Source organism: Promicromonospora sp. CA-289599 (assembly GCF_050936155.1).
Taxonomy (GTDB): Bacteria; Actinomycetota; Actinomycetes; order Actinomycetales; family Cellulomonadaceae; genus Promicromonospora.
The window spans coordinates 497,242-514,151 of the sequence record NZ_JBNJNI010000001.1 but is presented as its reverse complement, the minus strand read 5'-3'; the positions used below and the strand labels follow the sequence as shown (position 1 = coordinate 514,151).

General features: G+C 70.4%; 11 protein-coding genes. 8 read left to right on the top strand and 3 right to left on the bottom strand.

The features are described 5' to 3' along the window. Positions 1-47 precede the first annotated feature (47 nt). The 4 genes from recC (at position 48) to ACQEVI_RS02145 (ending at position 8,956) form a co-directional block, all read left to right on the top strand. Entirely contained in the window at positions 48-3,452 is a 3,405-nt protein-coding gene (recC, locus tag ACQEVI_RS02160) for an exodeoxyribonuclease V subunit gamma (protein WP_432894180.1), read from the top strand. Next, positions 3,452-6,796 carry a UvrD-helicase domain-containing protein gene (locus tag ACQEVI_RS02155; protein ID WP_432894178.1) on the top strand — a complete coding sequence of 1,115 codons (3,345 nt, stop codon included), beginning with the start codon at positions 3,452-3,454 and terminating at the stop codon, positions 6,794-6,796. Before recC ends, ACQEVI_RS02155 begins: the two co-directional genes overlap by 1 nt. Continuing rightward, positions 6,793-8,643 carry an exodeoxyribonuclease V subunit alpha gene (recD, locus tag ACQEVI_RS02150; protein WP_432894176.1) on the top strand — a complete coding sequence of 617 codons (1,851 nt, stop codon included), beginning with the start codon at positions 6,793-6,795 and terminating at the stop codon, positions 8,641-8,643. Before ACQEVI_RS02155 ends, recD begins: the two co-directional genes overlap by 4 nt. A 67-nt stretch (positions 8,644-8,710) precedes the next feature. Then, on the top strand, positions 8,711-8,956 hold the full coding sequence (locus ACQEVI_RS02145) for a hypothetical protein (protein WP_432894174.1): 246 nt from the start codon (positions 8,711-8,713) through the stop codon (positions 8,954-8,956). Between the two features lie 128 nt (positions 8,957-9,084). Here ACQEVI_RS02145 and ACQEVI_RS02140 read toward each other — a convergent pair whose 3' ends face one another. Next, entirely contained in the window at positions 9,085-10,803 is a 1,719-nt protein-coding gene (locus ACQEVI_RS02140) for a cellulase family glycosylhydrolase (protein WP_432894172.1), read from the bottom strand. Positions 10,804-11,161: 358 nt separating this feature from the next. On the opposite strand from ACQEVI_RS02140, the gene ACQEVI_RS02135 reads away from it, so the two are divergent. Beyond that, complete coding sequence (locus ACQEVI_RS02135) at positions 11,162-11,797, top strand: SIMPL domain-containing protein (protein ID WP_432894170.1); 636 nt, start codon at positions 11,162-11,164, stop codon at positions 11,795-11,797. Between the two features lie 640 nt (positions 11,798-12,437). After that, on the top strand, positions 12,438-13,163 hold the full coding sequence (locus tag ACQEVI_RS02130; RefSeq protein WP_432894168.1) for a hypothetical protein: 726 nt from the start codon (positions 12,438-12,440) through the stop codon (positions 13,161-13,163). Between the two features lie 164 nt (positions 13,164-13,327). Here ACQEVI_RS02130 and ACQEVI_RS02125 read toward each other — a convergent pair whose 3' ends face one another. Beyond that, positions 13,328-13,465: a hypothetical protein gene (locus ACQEVI_RS02125; protein WP_432894166.1), complete on the bottom strand. Its 138-nt coding sequence runs from the start codon at positions 13,463-13,465 to the stop codon at positions 13,328-13,330. A gap of 98 nt (positions 13,466-13,563) precedes the next feature. Here ACQEVI_RS02125 and ACQEVI_RS02120 point away from each other — a divergent pair, with 98 nt between their 5' ends. Then, on the top strand, positions 13,564-14,466 hold the full coding sequence (locus tag ACQEVI_RS02120) for a hypothetical protein (protein WP_432894164.1): 903 nt from the start codon (positions 13,564-13,566) through the stop codon (positions 14,464-14,466). A 423-nt stretch (positions 14,467-14,889) separates the two neighbouring features. Beyond that, positions 14,890-15,078, top strand: a complete 189-nt coding sequence (locus tag ACQEVI_RS02115; RefSeq protein ID WP_432894162.1) for a hypothetical protein — start codon at positions 14,890-14,892, stop codon at positions 15,076-15,078. Between the two features lie 68 nt (positions 15,079-15,146). On the opposite strand, the gene ACQEVI_RS02110 is transcribed toward ACQEVI_RS02115, so the two are convergent. Continuing rightward, on the bottom strand, positions 15,147-16,910 hold the full coding sequence (locus ACQEVI_RS02110) for an AAA family ATPase (protein WP_432894160.1): 1,764 nt from the start codon (positions 16,908-16,910) through the stop codon (positions 15,147-15,149).

The following is a 16,910-nucleotide window of genomic DNA, read 5'->3' as shown; positions in this document are numbered from 1 at the left end:
CCTTCGGTGGCCGACCCGTCAGCGCTGGTGCGCGATACGTTGGCGCCATGGCAGTCGTCCTTCATCGTGCTCCGCGCACGGACCTGCTCGCGCGGGGCCTGGGGGACCTGCTCTCCACGCCCCTGGAAGACCCGTTCGCGACCGAGGTCGTCGTGGTACCCGCCCGCGGCGTCGAACGCTGGCTCGCGCAGCGGCTCAGCCATCGCCTCGGCGCTGCGGGCGGTCGGGACGACGGCGTGTGCGCCGGCGTCGATCTGCGCTCGCCGCACTCACTGTTCGCCGAGGTCACGGGCACCCGCGACGACGACCCGTGGGCGCCCGAAGCGCTGACCTGGCCGCTGCTGGCGGCGATCGACGCGAGCCTCGACGAACCGTGGGCCGCGCTGCTCGCCCAGCATCTCGGGCACGGGATACCGGGGGAGGAGGGGGACCTGCGGCGCGGTCGCCGGCTCTCCGTCGCCCGCCGCCTCGCGCGGCTGATGGCGGGCTACGCCGCCCAGCGCCCGGCGCTGGTCGCCGATTGGGCGGCGGGCCGCGACACCGACGGGTGCGGACGCGCGGTCCCCGCCGACCTCGCGTGGCAGCCGCGGCTGTGGCGGGCCCTGGCCGAGCGGGTCGACGGAGACCCGCCGCACGTGCGGCACGCCGCCGTCGTCGAGCGGCTGCGGGCCGAGCCCGGGGGATTCGACCTGCCGGAGCGGCTGTCCCTGTTCGGGCACACCCGCCTGGCCGCGAGCGAGGTAGAGCTGGTGGGCGCGCTCGGGGCACACCGCGACGTGCACCTGTGGCTGCCGCATCCCTCGGCGCCGCTGTGGTCGGCGCTCAAGGATCTCGGCGGGCCCGTCGACCGGGCTGCGGACCGCTCCCACGAGCGCGTCGGGCACCGGCTCCTGGCCACGCTCGGCCGCGACACGCGCGAGCTGCAGCGCACCCTGTCCGCGATCGACCTGCGGGACGAGCCCGTCCCCGGCGAGCCGGGCGCCGACGACGACGCAGAACCGCCGTCGACCCTCCTCGGGATGCTGCAGCGCGACCTGCGCGCCGATGCCGTCGGCGACGTCGGCACCCGCCTGCTCGACCCCGCCGACCGCTCGGTCCAGGTGCACGCCTGCCACGGCCCGGCGCGGCAGGTCGAGGTGCTGCGCGACGTGCTGCTCGGCCTGCTCGCCGACGACCCGACGCTCGAACCGCGCGACGTGCTCGTCATGTGCCCCGACATCGAGACGTACGCGCCGCTGGTCACCGCCGCCTTCGGGCTGGCCGACGTCGTGGGCCCGCAGGGCCACCCCGCGCACGGCCTGCGGGTGCGGCTCGCCGACCGGGCGCTGGACCGGACGAACCCGCTGCTCGCGGTGGTGATGCGGCTCCTGGACCTGGCCGGCGGCCGGGCGGGCGTGGGCGCCGTCGTGGACCTCGCCCACGCCGAGCCCGTGCGCCGACGCTTCGGGTTCCGTGACGACGACCTGGAACAGCTCGCGGGGTGGGCGCGCGAGACCGGCGTGCGGTGGGGGTTCGACGCCGCGCACCGCGCCGACTTCGGCCTGGCGGACTACGCGTCCGGCACCTGGCAGGAGGGAGTGGACCGGCTGCTCGCCGGTGTCGCGATGTCCGACGACACGGGCACCTGGTTGGAGCGCACCCTGCCCCTGGACGACGTCGGCAGCGGGCAGGTCGAGCTCGTCGGCCGCCTGACCGAGCTCGTGGAGCGGCTGCGGGACATCACCGACGCGCTCGTCGGCGGGCATCCGCTCGACCACTGGCTGACCGCGCTCGAGGAGGGCGTCGCGGCGCTCACCACCGTGCCGACCTCCGACGCGTGGCAGCTCGCGCAGGTACGGCGCGAGCTCGCCCGCGTGCGGGACGACGCGACGGACCTCGCGGTGTCCCTGCGGCTGCCGGACGTGCGCGCGCTGCTCGCCGACCGCGTGGCCGGCCGCCCGACCCGGTCGAACTTCCGCACCGGCACGCTCACCGTGGCCACGCTCGTGCCCATGCGGTCGGTGCCGCATCGCGTCATCGCCCTGCTGGGGCTCGACGACGGCGTCTTCCCGCGCGTCGGCATCACCGACGGCGACGACGTGCTGGCCCGCGAGCCGAGGACGGGCGAACGCGACCCCCGCAGCGAGGACCGGCAGCTGTTCCTCGACGCGATCCTCGCCGCCACCGAGACCCTGGTGGTGACCTACAGCGGCGCCGACGAGTACTCGGGCCAGGAGCGGCCGCCCGCGGTGCCGCTGGGCGAGCTGCTCGACGCGCTCGACGAGACGGCACGCACGCCCGACGGGCGTCCGGTGTCCCGGGCGGTGACCGTCCGGCACCCGCTGCAGCCCTTCGACCGGCGCAACGTCGAGGCAGGGGCGCTCGTGCCCGGCTCCGCCTTCACGTTCGACCGCGCGGCCCTCGCCGGGGCCCGCGCCGCCGCCGGGTCCCGCACTCCGGCGGGCCCGTTCCTGGCCGAGCCACTGGCACCGGTCGCGACGGCCGGAGCGGGGGCGGACGACGGCGTCGTCCCCCTCGACGACCTGCTCGCCTTCTACCGCTCGCCCGCCCGCGGGTTCCTCGTCCAGCGCCTCGACGTCGGCCGGTCCTGGGACGAGGAGCCGCTCGACGACGGGCTGCCCGTCGAGCTCGACGGGCTCGGCCGCTGGGCGGTGGGGGAGCGGGTGCTGCGGGACGCGCTGTCCGGCGTCGCGCTCCCGGACGCCGTGCAGAAGGAGTGGCGCCGCGGGAAGCTGCCGCCCGGACGCCTCGGCTGGCGCCCCCTGGTCGGCATCGCCGCGGAGATCGGCCCCCTCGCCGAAGCCGCCGCAGGCGTGCGGGCGAGCTCCGCCCGGGTCGTGGACATCGACGTCGACCTGGGCGGCGGACGCAGCCTGCGCGGCTCGGTGCCCGGCGTGCACGGCGACCGGCTCGTGGCGGTGTCGTACGCCCGGCTCGGCGGCAGGCAGCGCCTGGGGACATGGATCCGGCTGCTCGCGCTCGCTGCGTCGGACGACGACCGCCCCTGGGTCGGGTACTCGTTCGGCCGGCCGACCAACCCGCGGTCACGTAAGACCTGGCAGGGGTCCCGGCTGGGACCGCTGGACCATACGGCGGTCGACCTGCTGCGCGACCTCGTCGCGCTGCGCGACCGCGGGCTCACCGAACCGCTGCCGCTGCCGGTCAGGGCGTCGGCGGTCTACGCCGACGAACGCCGGAGCCGTGCCGATCCCGCCGACGCGCAGTTCCGGGCGGGGCAGACGTGGACCGGGCAGCTCGGGCCCGGCGGACGCCTCGACGGGGAGTGCGCGCAACCCGAGCACGTGCGCATCCACGGTCCTAGGGCGCCGCTGCCCGGGACCGGCGTGGAGCCGCGACCCGGCGAGGAGCACCCGGGGGAGACCACCCGCTTCGGGGCGCTGGCCATGCGCGTCTGGAGCCCGCTGCTGGAGAACGAGAGGTTCAGCGACTGATGGACGTCTTCGACGGTGTCTTCGATCTTGCCGGGCCGCTGCCGCGCGGCACGGCCCTGCTGGAGGCCAGCGCGGGCACCGGCAAGACCTTCGCGATCGGCGCGCTCGTGACCCGCTACGTCGCCGAGGGTGTCGTACCCCTCGACCAGATGCTGGTGGTGACCTTCGGTCGCGCCGCGACCCAGGAGCTGCGCGACCGGGTGCGTGGCGCCCTGCTGCGCGCCGAGCGTGCGTTCGCGGCCGCCCTCGCGGGCGGCGACACCGGACCGGTCGACGAAGTCCTGGCGGCGCTGCTCGACGTCGACGACGCCGAACGGGCCGCCCGGCACCGGCGCCTGGCCGACGCGCTGGCCTCGTTCGACCACGCCACCATCGCGACCATCCACCAGTTCTGCCAGCTCGTGCTGCGCTCCCTCGGCGTCGCCGGGGACACCGAACCCGGCGCCGAGCTGGTCGAGTCCCTGACCGAGCTCACCGTCGAGGTGGTCGACGACCTCTACCTCCAGCGCTACGGCAACGCCCCCGAGCCGCCGCCCTTCGACCGGGCCTGCGCCCTCAAGGTCGCCACCGCCGCTGTCGAGGACCCGCGCGCGGCGCTCGCCGACGCCGACCCGGCCGACTCCGTCGGTTCGGCGCGTGTGTCCTTCGCCCGCGAGGTGCGCGCCGAGATGGAGCGGCGCAAGCGCCGCCTCGGCATCCTGTCGTACGACGACCTGCTCGGGCGGCTCGCCGACGCCCTCGACCCGGCGTCTGCCGACGACGGCGCCGCCGTCGGCGCGCGGATGCGCGAACGCTGGAAGGTGGTGCTGGTCGACGAGTTCCAGGACACCGACCCGGTGCAGTGGCAGGTGCTGGAGCGGGCCTTCGGCGGTGCGGACACCGGCGCGATGGTCCTGGTCGGCGACCCCAAGCAGGCGATCTACGCCTTCCGCGGTGGCGACGTCGTCGCCTACCTCGACGCCGCCCGGGGCGCCGCCACCCGGGCGACACTCGGCAGCAACTGGCGCTCGGACGCGCCGCTCGTCGAGACCCTGGGAGTGCTGCTGGGCAACGCGGCGCTCGGCCACGCGGAGATCGTGGTGCACCCCGTGACGGCCGAGGGCGGGGACAGCCGGCTGTCAGGAGCGCCGCACCCGGCGCCGTTCCGGCTGCGGCAGGTGCTGCGCGAGGGTCTGCCCAAGGTCCGGAGCAGCGCGATCCAGGTAGGCGCCGCCCGGCAGCACGTCGCGAAGGACCTCGCCGCCGACGTCGCAGGGCTGCTCGCCTCGGGCGCGACCTGGGACGGACGCCCGCTGGTGCCCGGCGACGTCGCCGTCCTCGTCTCCGCGCGGGTGCACGGCCGCCTCGTCCAGGACGCGCTCGCCGAGCGCGGCGTCGCGGCCGTGATGCCCGGCGGCGACGTGTTCGAGACGCCCGCCGCCGACGAGTGGTTGACCCTGCTGGAGGCGCTGGAGTCCCCGCACCGCTCGGGCCTGGTGCGCGCGGCGGCCCTGACACCGTTCCTCGGCCGCACGGCGACCGACCTCGACGAAGGCGGCGAGGCCCTGACCGCCCGCGACGCCGACACCCTGCGCGGCTGGGCGATCCTGCTCCGCCACCGGGGAGTCGCCGCCCTGCTGGAGGCCGCCGAGGAGCGCGGGCTCAGCGGCCGGGTGCTGGCTCAGGCCGAGGGCGAGCGGCTGCTGACCGACGTCCGCCACCTGGGGCAGCTCCTGCACGAGGTGAGCGTCACCGAGTCGCTCGGCCTGACTGCCCTGCTCGCCTGGTTCCGCGACGAGCGGCGCCGGACGGGTACGGCCGAGCGGCCGCGCCGCCTCGACTCCGACGCCGCTGCCGTGCAGATCGTCACCGTGCACGGCAGCAAGGGGCTCCAGTACCCGGTGGTCTACCTGCCGTTCGGCTACGACAACTACTCGCGCCCGGTCGAGATCGCGCTCTACCACGACGACCGCGGCGCACGGACGATCGACGTCTCCGGCTCCGGCGCGCACTGGGACGCCCACTGCGCCGCGCACCGCGCGGAGGAGGACGGCGAGGAGCTGCGCAAGCTCTACGTCGCCCTGACCCGCGCGCAGTCGCAGGTCGTGGCGTGGTGGGCGCCGACGTCGAGCACCCCGACCAGCGGCCTGCACCGCCTCCTGTTCGGCCGCGTCCCCGGTACGCGTGAGGTGCCGGGCACGCAGCCGATCAAGGACGACGACTACGCCACGCGCGTCCTGGGGCTGCTGGAGGAGCTGGGCGGCCCCGCGGCCGAGGTCGCGGAACCCGCCGAGGCGTCCGCTCCCGAACCGGCGGACGGGCACACGCCGTTCGAGGCGCGCGCCTTCGACCGCGCCGTCGACACCGAGTGGCGGCGTACCTCCTACAGCGGCCTCATCGCGGCCGGCGACGACGCACCCCATGTGGGCAGCGAGCCCGAGGCCGCGGGGAAGGACGACGAGCCGGACGCGGTGGAGCCGGACGTCGAGACGCCGGGCGCGCCGATCGCCGGGACGTCGCCGATGGCCGACCTGCCCCTGGGCGCCGCCTTCGGGTCCCTGGTGCACGCGGTGCTGGAGCACGCCGACCCGTTCGTACCCGACCTACGTGCCGAGCTGCTGGAGCACGTTACCGAACAGCTGCGCTGGTGGCCCGTGCAGGCCGATCCCGCGGCGATCGCCGACGGGCTCCTGCCGCTGCACCGCACGCCGCTCGGCCCGTTGGCCGGCGGCCTGACGCTGGGCGAGATCGGCCTGCCGGACCGGCTCCGCGAGCTGACGTTCGAGCTGCCGCTGAACGGTGGCGACCTGGGCGGTGACCTGCGCGGGCCGGGCCGCGGCGAGGCCAGGCTGGGCGACCTCGCCCCGCTGCTGCGCACCCACCTGCCCGCCGACGACCCGCTCGCCGCCTACGCCGACCGGCTCGAACACCCCGCGCTCGGGGACCAGACGCTGCGCGGCTACCTCACCGGCTCCATCGACGTCGTGCTGCGGCTGCCGTCCGGGCGGTTCGTCGTCGTCGACTACAAGACGAACTTCCTCGGTCCCGCCGTCGCCGACTACTCACGGGACCGGATGGCCGAGGCCATGCTGCACTCGCACTACCCGTTGCAGGCCCTGCTGTACGGCGCGGTGCTGCACCGCTACCTGCGCTGGCGGCTGCCCGGTTACGACCCCGACACCCACCTGGGCGGGGCGCTCTACCTCTTCGTGCGCGGCATGGCCGGTCCGGACACCCCCGACTCGGGCGGCGGCTCCGCTGCGAACGGCAGCCCCGCGGGCGTGTTCTCGTGGCAGCCGCCGACGGCGCTCCTGGTCGCGCTCTCCGACCTGCTCGCCGGAGCCGTAGGGGAGCAGGCCGCATGACGCCCGCGATCGAACGCTGGACCAGCGACGACCCCCACGACGCCCGCCGCGCGCTGGGCGCGACGGGGCTGCTGCGCACCTTCAACCACGCCGGCGTGCTCACCGCCGCCGACGTGCACGTCGCACGCCGCACGGCCGACGTCGTCGGCGAGGACGACGAGACCGTGCGCCTCGCCGTGGCGCTCGCGGTCCGCGCGGTGCGACAGGGTTCGGTGTGCGTCGACCTGGGGGCGTTCGACGACGGCGGGAAGCCGGGCGCGGCCGGGGCCGAAGCGGCCGGGATCGAAGAGGAACCGCTGCCCTGGCCCGCCGCCGACGGCTGGCTCGACCGGGTCGCCGCCAGCCCGCTCGCCGAGCGGTCGGTGGTGCGGGCCGACCTCGGCCTGCTCTACCTCGACCGGTACTGGCGCGAGGAGCGGCAGGTGCGCGACGACGTCGTCGCCCGGCTGGCCGCCCCCGCCCCAGCGGTCGACGACGCCCTGCTGGAGGGCAGCGCCGCCCGGCTCTTCCCTGGCGACGCGTACGCCGAGCAGCGCGTCGCGGCGCTGTCGACCGCGCGGCGCCTGACGACCGTGCTCACCGGCGGCCCCGGCCGCGGCAAGACGACGACCGTGGCCGGCCTCCTCGCTCTGCTGGCGGAGCAGGCCGAGCACGCGGGCGGACGCCGCCTGCGCATCGCGCTCGCCGCGCCCACCGGCAAGGCTGCCGCACGGATGCAGGAGGCAGTGGCCGAGTCGCTCGGCGCGCCCCCGGAGGCCAGGCGGCCGGAGTTCACCGACGACGACCGTCGTCGGCTCGCCGGGCTCCAGGCGGGCACGCTGCACCGGCTGCTCGGCTCGCGGCCCGGGTCGAGCACCCGGTTCCGGCACGACCGCGTGGGCCGCCTGCCGCACGACGTCGTGGTGGTCGACGAGACGTCCATGGTCTCGCTCACGCTCATGGCCCGGCTGCTGGAGGCGGTGCGCCCCGACGCAAGGCTCGTGCTCGTGGGCGACCCCGACCAGCTCGCGTCCGTCGAGGCTGGCGCGGTGCTCGCCGACCTCGTCGCCGGGCTGGGCGAGCGGGGCGACGGCGTCGTGTCGGCCCTGGTCACCGACCACCGCTCCGAGAGCACGGCGATCACCCGGCTGGCCGCCGCGATCCAGGACGGCGACCCGGACGCGGTGCTGGCGGAGCTGATGGCGGGCGACGAGGCCGTGGAGCTCGTCCACCCCGACGACGCGGCCGGGCTCACCGCCCTCCAGGACGAGCTGACGCGGCACGCCCTCGACGTCCGCGGCCTGGCGCTGGCGGGCGACGCCGCCGGGGCGCTCGCGACGGCCGAACGGCACCGCTTGCTGTGTGCCCACCGGGAGGGCCCGTGGGGTGTGGCGCACTGGAACCGGTTGGTCGAGCGCCGGCTCGGCGAGGCCTCCGGCGCCTACCTGGGCGCCGCCGTCGGCACGGAGTGGTACGCGGGGCGGCCCGTGCTGATCACCACGAACGACTACAGCCTCGGCCTGTTCAACGGCGACACCGGGGTGGTGGTGGCCGACGGCGAGCATCTGCGCGCCCACATCAGCGGTGGCGCGTCGTTCGCGGTCTCCCGCCTGGGCGACGTCGAGACGCTGCACGCCATGACCGTGCACAAGAGCCAGGGCAGCCAGGCAGAGGAGGTGACGGTGCTGCTGCCGGACGAGACGTCGCCGCTGCTCACGCGCGAGCTGTTCTACACGGCGGTGACGCGGGCGCGGCGACGAGTCCGGGTGGTCGGGACGCCGGAGGCGGTGCGGGCCGCCGTCCAGCGGCGGGCGCGCCGCGCGAGCGGGCTGGCCGAGCGCCTGCGGGGTGACATCCCGACGGAGTAGGCCGGGCAGTGGAATATCAGTCTCCGGGGGGAGGACGCGCGGACCACCACCTGCCTACGTTGGGGTCATGGCAAACACCGGACCGGATGACCAGAGCGGCAACGAGACCGCCTCGCCCGCCGGCCGGAACTGGGGGGCCGGCGTCGCGGTCGGCCTGAGCATCGGGCTGGCGCTCGGCCTGGCGCTGGACAACCTCGCGGTCGGCCTCGCGCTCGGCGTGGCGTTCTTCCCGGTGTTCGCGATGGTGCGGGCCACCCCGGCGGCCGAGGACGACGCTCCCGGCGACGGCGAGCGGCCGGCCGGCGACTCGTAGCAGAACCGTCCACCCCTACCCACCGCACGCGACACGCCGACGATGGGGTGCAGTGTGTCGGGGTCGCTCTCGACGGGCCGGGCCTCGGAGGCGGCACACGTTCGTGCCGCCCCCGAGGTCTACGCAGGTCAGGCGGTGCCGGTGACGGCGCTGCCGCTACGGGTGACCGTGTACTGCAGGGTCTGGCCGCTCCGGAGGTGGAACGTCAGGGACACGGGCTCGCCGTCCTTGAGGCTGTCCAGGTATCGCTTGGTCAGCGTGATGGTCCCGTCCTCGTAGTCGGGCCTGAAGTCGTCCCAGAACTCGGGGAACGTGGTCCAGTCGTGGAACCCGGCCCCGGTGCCGTCGTCGTACACCGACTCCATCGTGGCCAGCTGGTTGCCGTTGAACGTCGCCGGGATCACCAGCGACTCGTTGGTGCCGGCGGCGTCCTCGACAGCCGAGGCCGCAAAGCTGATCACGTTGAGGTTCCACGGCATGCCGTCCGAGAAGTGCACCTGCAGCTGCCCGGTGGCCCCGAGATCGCGGTCGCCCAGGACGCGCTTCAGCAGCTCCTTCTTGAGCGTCAGCCTGGTGCCCTTGACCGTGTAGTCCTTACCTGCCCGCAGCGTGCTGTTCCCGAAGCGGAGCTTCTCGAACTTGAGGCCGTTGAGGTTCAGGGTGACCGACTTGTCCTTGATCTTGCTCGTGGCATCGACGAACACGAGGTCGGAGGACGCGGTGCCGGAGCGCGTGGTCCACGACGTGGAGATGTAGTCGAACTGCTCCTGGTCGCGCCACTCGCGCATGAAGCGGTCGAAGTGCGTGCCGTTGTCCCACCACATGGTGGTGATGCCCGTGGTGCGGGCGAGGTAGCCGAAGTGCTCGAAGAACTTCAGGTACTCGCCGCGCTCGACCTTCTTGTCGTAGTTGTCGAGCAGGCCGTACTCACCGATGACGACGGGGATGCCCTGGGAGACGAAGGTGTCGACCTGAGTCTTGAAGTCCTGCTCGAGCAGCTCCCGCGCCTCCGTGCTGTAGGTGGTCGTCCCGGCGACGTTGACGCTGAAGGGCCAGTAGCCGTAGTTGTGCGTGCTGGCGGCCAGCATCGGGTCGTCGAGAGCCTCGATCTCGGCGGCGAGTGCGTCCAGGTGGACCTGGTCGGACCTGGTGTAGATCGTCTCCAGGACCAAGAGGCGGTCGCCGTTGTTGCCGCCTGAGGAGCGCACGATCTCGTGGAACGAGCTGTTCAGCTCGGCCATGAGACGGTGGTCCTCGTCGACGCCGGAAGTGTCCTTGAAGCCGACCTCGTTGAGGGGCTCGAACACCAGCTCCTGCGGGTAGTCCTTGAAGGTGTCCGCGATCTGGACCCAGGTCGCGTCGAACTGGGCCAGGACCTCGTCGTGCTTCGCCGGCTGGGCCAGGTGCTCGATCCACTGCCATGAGTCGTGGTGCGTGTTGATCATGACGATGAGGTCGGCGTCGAGGGCGAAGTCGACGATCTCCTGCACGCGTTCCATGGTCTCGGGCTCGATGGTGTAGTCGGGCGCCGGGCCGGTGTACTTGCCCCAGCTGACCGGGATGCGGACCGAGTTGAAGCCCTCGGCCTTGATGTCGTCGAAGAACGTGTCGTCGACGCGGGGGTTGCCCCACGCGGTCTCGCCGCCGTCGCCGCAGCACTGGGCGTCAAGAGAGTTGCCGAGGTTCCAGCCCGGCTGCATGGCGGCGACGATCTCCGCGGCCGACGTCGGCGCGTCGGACTGGCTCCGCGCGGGCGCCGTCTGCGCACCGGCAGGGGCGGCGAGGCTGGCCGTCAGTGCCAGCCCGGCCGCCAGAGCGACGAGCTTCTTCAACGGGGGTCTCTTCACGGATATGCCCTTCTTCGCGCATGGGTGGCTCGATGAGGGCGGTTGGCTCCCCGTCGAGCGGTCTGAGTGATCAGCGGCGATCGCTTTGATGAGCGGCGATCGCTCGCCACGTAGTACCGGCCCAGCATCTGCTTCGAAGACACCGATTCCTCGAAGCGCTTCAACAAGGTATGACGTCGGTCCTAGCGCGCGCAAGTCCCAGTTTGAGCGCCGCTGTCTATAGTCTTAACCGCAGCGGTGGTGGAAATCGATGTCACAACGTCGAAGCGCTTCGAGGTGTGGCGGATGCGTCGCCGAGCGTCCAGCGTGTTCTGGCAGCGGTGACGAGCCGAGGAGTGACCTGCGGTTGAATGTGCGGATGTATCAGAAGATCGATCAGCCCTGGGGTCTCAGTGTCCACGGGACCGGTGTGGTCCGTGCCGAGCCCGAGATCGCGCAGATCGCCGTCGCGGTCGACGTGGTCGAGGCGGAAGCCGAGGTGGCGTTCGCCGACGCGAGCACGGCCGTCACCCGCGTCCGTGAGGTGATCCGGGCGCACGGCATCCCGGACAGCGCCGTCTCCTCATCGCGGCTCTCCATCAGGTCGGCGTACGACGGGTACGGCGAGTCCCGGAAGCTTCTCGGGTTCCGGTGCCGGGTCGAGTACGCCATCCAGACCGGGGAGATCGAGGCCGTCCAGCGGCTCGTCACCGCGATCGTGGCGGCTGGCGCCGAGCACGTCGACAGCGTCACCTTCGACGTGCTCGACAAGCCGACGATGCGTGACCAGGCCCGCCGGGAGGCGGTCGCGGCAGCCCGGCGCAAGGCTGAGGCGTACGCCGACGCGGCCGGGGTGAGGCTCGGTAGCGTGGTTCATATCCAGGACCTGAACCCCGACGTGGGCGAGATACCCCGTGGCCCAGGCGGTGGCGGTGGGATCTCGACCGACGACCTCGCGCCGGGCGCGGTCGAGGTCGCCGCCGCCGTCCTGGTCGGGTACGCCCTCGAGACCTGAGCATCCAAGCAGGGGGCAAGGCGTGTCCGGAGGGGGACTTGAACCCTGACGCTCCTTAAGTATCCTCCGGGGGCACCCGGGAACCTAGAGGATTGCGGGAGCTGCTGTACCCCTGTTCCTCCGTCGTCCGTTGGCTTCATCGGGACCCTGACAGCGGGCCGCCAGCAGAGCAACAGGTCCCGCCGATACCCAACACCACTGCACCACGAGCTGCGGCTGGCGATTTGGCGACCTTTCGATTTTCAGCAGCCTCCGGCCGGTTTCGACGGTTGGATGGCGAGCCGAATCCAGCCTCGCCGTGTCCACAGGCATCCACTGATGAGCGCTCGTTGCGGCAGGCGTTGTCATGCAGTTTGTCACGCACCGGCCGGACGGCTGCCACAGAGGAGGCGTCCGTGGGGAGCGGTTCCCGACGCCCTGCTGTTCACGACAGCACGCCCTGCGCCCGGGGTGACCAGTGGCCACAGCGCGCCAGTGGCTGCCCGTGGCGTCGCTCCTATGGCCACGTTTCATGTCACGGAACCGCGCAGGGGTGAAGTCGGGAGTTTGGCCACCCTGGCCACTGCTCGTATCGAGCAGACGTCTGACACTTGCAGTACGCGTGCCGCCGTCAGGTTCGCATGATTCGTGGAGGCTCCTCGTGTTCGAACGTTCGCGCAACTACCCGACCGCGCTCACAGCGGATGGGCTCACCGCCGCGGAGGCTGACCGGCTCGCCACTCAGTGGGTCCTCAACCAGCGAGACGCGGTCGGAGGCCAGATCCTGCTTTATTTGCCGGACAGGAGGGAACGTTCGGGGCGCGCGGTCGTCAATCAATTCGCTACCCGGCCGGACGTCGTGACGGAAACTTGGAAGACGATTCACGGGGGCAACTGGTCTGGCGGCCCTGTGCTGGCGGCCTGGCCGAACACGAAGGCCCTGGGCGAGATCAGCGACAACGATCTTGTCCGGGCGCTCTGTGTATTGACGTGGCTACCGAAGGAAGTGGTCTCGTGGGCGAGAGCAGTCGGTGCTGAGGTACTTGGCGGGCAGATGGACTTGTCGGCACCCGCGCTGAGCGCCCCTGTCATTGAGGCTGCGATGGAGACGATGGTGTCGCTCGTCAACCAGAACAACCCCCTGACCACCGGTCACGAGAAAGAGGTGGTGGTCGAAGCACTTCTCATCCTGAAGAGGCACCGACATCAGTTCGATGGTGACGAGCTCTACACGTGGGCTCTTCACCACGGATGGGCTGCAGAACGCGCTACGGAGTTGCGTGGGCTGGTTCAGAAGGTCAACGATGGTGTCCGCCTCAGGATCAAGGGCGGGATGCTCCGGGCCGACATCTACGAGATATGGAAGGCAGCGGACCCAGACTCCTGACGGCGTTACGTGTGGCCGGGGCCTATGGGACGCCAACCGCAGGTGGCGAGACGGTGGCGTCGAACGGCGCTGACCTGACCTCGACAAGTCAGGACGGTGCTGGCCCGGTATGGACGCTGATGGGCACGCCCCGGGTGACGTAGAGCGTTGCCGGCGCCCCCCGTTCATCCTGGACTTAGCTCGCCAACATCGCCGTCGTCCAGCGTCTTGCGGATGACCATATGGAACTCGAGCGCCTTGGTGTCCGGGATGGTGTACACGAAGTTTCCGTACCTGATGTGAACCATGCTGTCGAGCATCACGAACCCCCCTGCGCACCGCCACCCGTGGCACGGGCGCGGCGGTGAAAAACACCCGAGACACCGCCGCAAGACCCATACAAGATCGGACGGGTGAGGACATGCTTACCAGCATGAACATTGCATATCAGGCTGGGCAGGCGCTTTCGGGATTTGACGTGACAGCCGGCGAGTGGATGACCACGGGTGTGGCCGCTATAGCGGCCGTGGCCGTCATCTATCAGTCGGTGCACACGCGGCGTAGTGCGGATGCGTCCAAGGACGCTGCCAACGCCGCGGTCAAAGGGCTCGAGATTGCTAACTCGGCTCTCCAGGTAGCGCGGGATGAGGAGCGCCATAGCCGCACGCTGGTGACAGAGACTGTCCGCACCCACATGGATGCCACGCTCCCAGAAGTTAGCGTCGCGTTCGCAAGTGACCCGATCTGGCCTTATATCGGCGGCGGACAGCAGTGGGATCTGCTCACACCGGACCGTCGACTGCGCAGTCCTGGTGAACATGACCTGCGGGTCGCGCTTCTGTCGTCGGTCTCTCTGAGCAACGGCAGCAATCGACTGGTGGAGTTCAAGGTCGAATACACGCCAGGTCGGACGGGGATGATGGACAACGCCATAGCGGTCATGGAACGGTCGCGGGTCGAGCGGGTTCTGGTCGAACCGGGTGCTGTGAGGAGCATCAACTTTGCCGTCGTGGCGATGTTGTACGAGTGGATCGAGGCGGGGGCGCCGACATCGAACAATGGGCAGGATCGATGCGCCTTGCCCATGGTGTCCTACCAGGGGTCGACGGATTGGGGCGCGAGCGTCACCTGGAGCACCGGGATTGAGAGCCCCTTTGTCGCGGAGCCAATGCGCGAGGTTACGGGGGAGACGACCGTTACCACGTACAGGCTGGCACTGGAGCTTCCGGCATTCGAGCCCTCGATGGAAGTGCGCGAATACTGGCTCTCCAAGTCGTCTGGTATTCCACTCGAACCCCCCATCTCAGCGGCCGGTACGGATTAGGCTGGATCGGCTACAACAGCAAGCAACTCTCGCGCCGATGTCCGTACTGCGCTGTAGTCGCCGGTCGCCATGCTGTTGTCAAAGAGGTCAGATCCGACGCCGAGGGCGACCGCTCGCGCGTCGAGCCAGGCGCGGGCATCCTCTCGGGTGATGGTGCTGGTCGGCATGGTCTCGGCATCAGGCAGCGGCGGCAGGAGCTGACGGAGGCACCTCGGGCTGTGCGAGCTCGGGGGGAGTGGGACCCGAACGGCTTCGTGTTCGGCACCCGCAACGGAACCATGATGAGTTCCTGGAAAGTCGCCCGAGACGTTCGTCGAGCGCTCGCCAAGGTGCCGGGGATCGTTCCTGCTGAGTCGACGCCGCGCGACTGGCGGCACAACCTACACGTCGGTGATGTCGGCCGGAGAGGTACCGCTGGGAGAGGTGTCTCGGACCGTCGGGCACAGCAGCACCGTCGTCACCGAACAGGTCTACCAGCACGAGCTGCGGCCGGTGATCCAGACGGCGAGGGCGAAGATGGACGACCTCTTCCCGGTGAACGAGGTAGGCGTGGGCTGGCACATGGAGCCCCTGTTTGGTCCAGCAGGAGCGGCGGGACACCGAGACGCCTGATCCGATCTAGCGCTACAGCCGTGGACTGGAGTGACGAGGGTCCACGGCTGTAGCGCAGAAGTGCATGGTCACGAAACTGAGAAACTCGCAGTCGAGTGCCCATTCGCGGCTCTGATGAAGTCGCAAAGTGTTTGGACCTTTTCTCGAAGGCCGAGCGAGTCAAGATGTGATGGCTCGAGCATGTCGGCGACTGCCTGAGAGATCGCGATTTTGTCAAACTGGGTGCCGCTCCGTTTTGGAAATGGGTTGGTCCATTTGTCCACCGGGCCGAATGAGATCCTTGGGTGAACTTGGCTGACTGCCTCGGTCAATATCTCACCAGGGATGTAGTTCTCAATCGTGTATCCCGCTGTGATCCATGCGCCGCCCGGTGCGGGCGCATCCTTGAGATACTCCTCTTGGATGCGCCGCTTTGTAGCGTTAAGTTTGGCGTCTGGGCTGTTCTTGTCCGAGTCGATCAGGATAGTAGAAGCTCGGTTGAGCCGTCGAAGGCTAATGAACTGTTCCAGAGCTTCCTCGCTGGTGCTGAGGTGCGACAGCAGCTTGCCGCCGTAGAACATGATGCTGTAGTCGATCCCTTCAGCGAGATCTGGTTCGACGAGTTCGAGCCAGCGGCGGACATACGTGCGGTCCGATGGTCCCTCTACCCAGATGACACAGTTGGCCTGCTGGAGGTCGGAAGGTCTGTACCCGAGGTCGTTGCAGATCTGGACCAGCTCGTGCGGGCGTCGGGCGAGCGTCAATGTCGTGCCCGTCTCGGTCAATTGGACGTTGTAGGCCGTAGCGCGCGAGTCATCCAGGAAATGAGAGGAGTGCGTCGCGATCACGTACTGGTTATCGGTGTCTTCGGTCAGGTAACGCAGCAACTTCTTCTGTAGGAGTGGATGCAGGTTGGTCTCCGGCTCCTCGACGCAGACGAGGTGCTTCGAGACCACGGTGGCCGCAGCCGCGAGGATGACCACCTGTTCTACCCCGCTGCCCAGGCTGCTGAGCGGCAGGACCCGACCGTTGGCCGACACCTGGATCGTTGATCGGTCATGGGGGACAGTGAGTTGCGCATCGGGGTCCCCGAGTACGGTTTGCGTGAACCGGTTGATTGCCTGCCAGCTTCGTGTCGAACTCTCCCACTCGCCGTACGTGGGAGTCTGAAGTTTGAACAGCGCATCGATGATGCCGCGGCCCGAGCTCCATTCGGGTTCCATCCCCTCGAAACCTGCCTCCACGCGACGAGAGCTGGCTATCGTGGCCACAGGAGGAATTATGGGTAACGGAATCGAGGCGAGGAGCTGGGCCATGACGCCGGGAGGGTCCGAGGCGCGGCTTCTAATAAAACCTCCGACCATCGCGGAGGCAGTATCGTTCCACTCGGGCCACCGCTCTACCGCTTCCATGGCTTGCTTGCTCGATGGAGAAAACATCCCCTTGCTGCTGTCGAAGGAGTAGCGTGCCCAAAATAGCGGCTCGCCCGGAGACAGGATCTCCATGACTGCTCTGCTGTAGCCCTCAAGACTGCCCTGGTCGAGTGCCCGCCTTACGATCTCCTCTGTGGTGCTGGTACTGGCCCCGCCGAGGTGGATCGGCACGCCGACCTCGAAGTCTGAAGGCGCCATGAAGCCCCGAGGGATGTCGAGGTCTGACAGTAGGCGCGGTGTACTTGCGCGGTTTCCCAAACGGTCTTGATGGTTGAGCACGGGGAGGAAACGCTGGAGAAATCCCAGGACGTTGGACTTGCCGCTGTTGTTGATGCCTGCAAGTACAGTGACCTTCGTTGGTAACAGGATCTCCTGCCGCCCCGCGAACGACCTATAGCCGGCGACGGCGATGCCATGCAA

Excerpts from the sequence above, each read along its gene's own strand:
- recC (WP_432894180.1), top strand. The coding sequence starts at position 48 with ATGGCAGTCGTCCTTCATCGTGCTCCGCGCACGGACCTGCTCGCGCGG.
- ACQEVI_RS02155 (WP_432894178.1), top strand. The coding sequence starts at position 3,452 with ATGGACGTCTTCGACGGTGTCTTCGATCTTGCCGGGCCGCTGCCGCGC.
- recD (WP_432894176.1), top strand. The coding sequence starts at position 6,793 with ATGACGCCCGCGATCGAACGCTGGACCAGCGACGACCCCCACGACGCC.
- ACQEVI_RS02145 (WP_432894174.1), top strand. The coding sequence starts at position 8,711 with ATGGCAAACACCGGACCGGATGACCAGAGCGGCAACGAGACCGCCTCG.
- ACQEVI_RS02135 (WP_432894170.1), top strand. The coding sequence starts at position 11,162 with ATGTATCAGAAGATCGATCAGCCCTGGGGTCTCAGTGTCCACGGGACC.
- ACQEVI_RS02120 (WP_432894164.1), top strand. The coding sequence starts at position 13,564 with ATGCTTACCAGCATGAACATTGCATATCAGGCTGGGCAGGCGCTTTCG.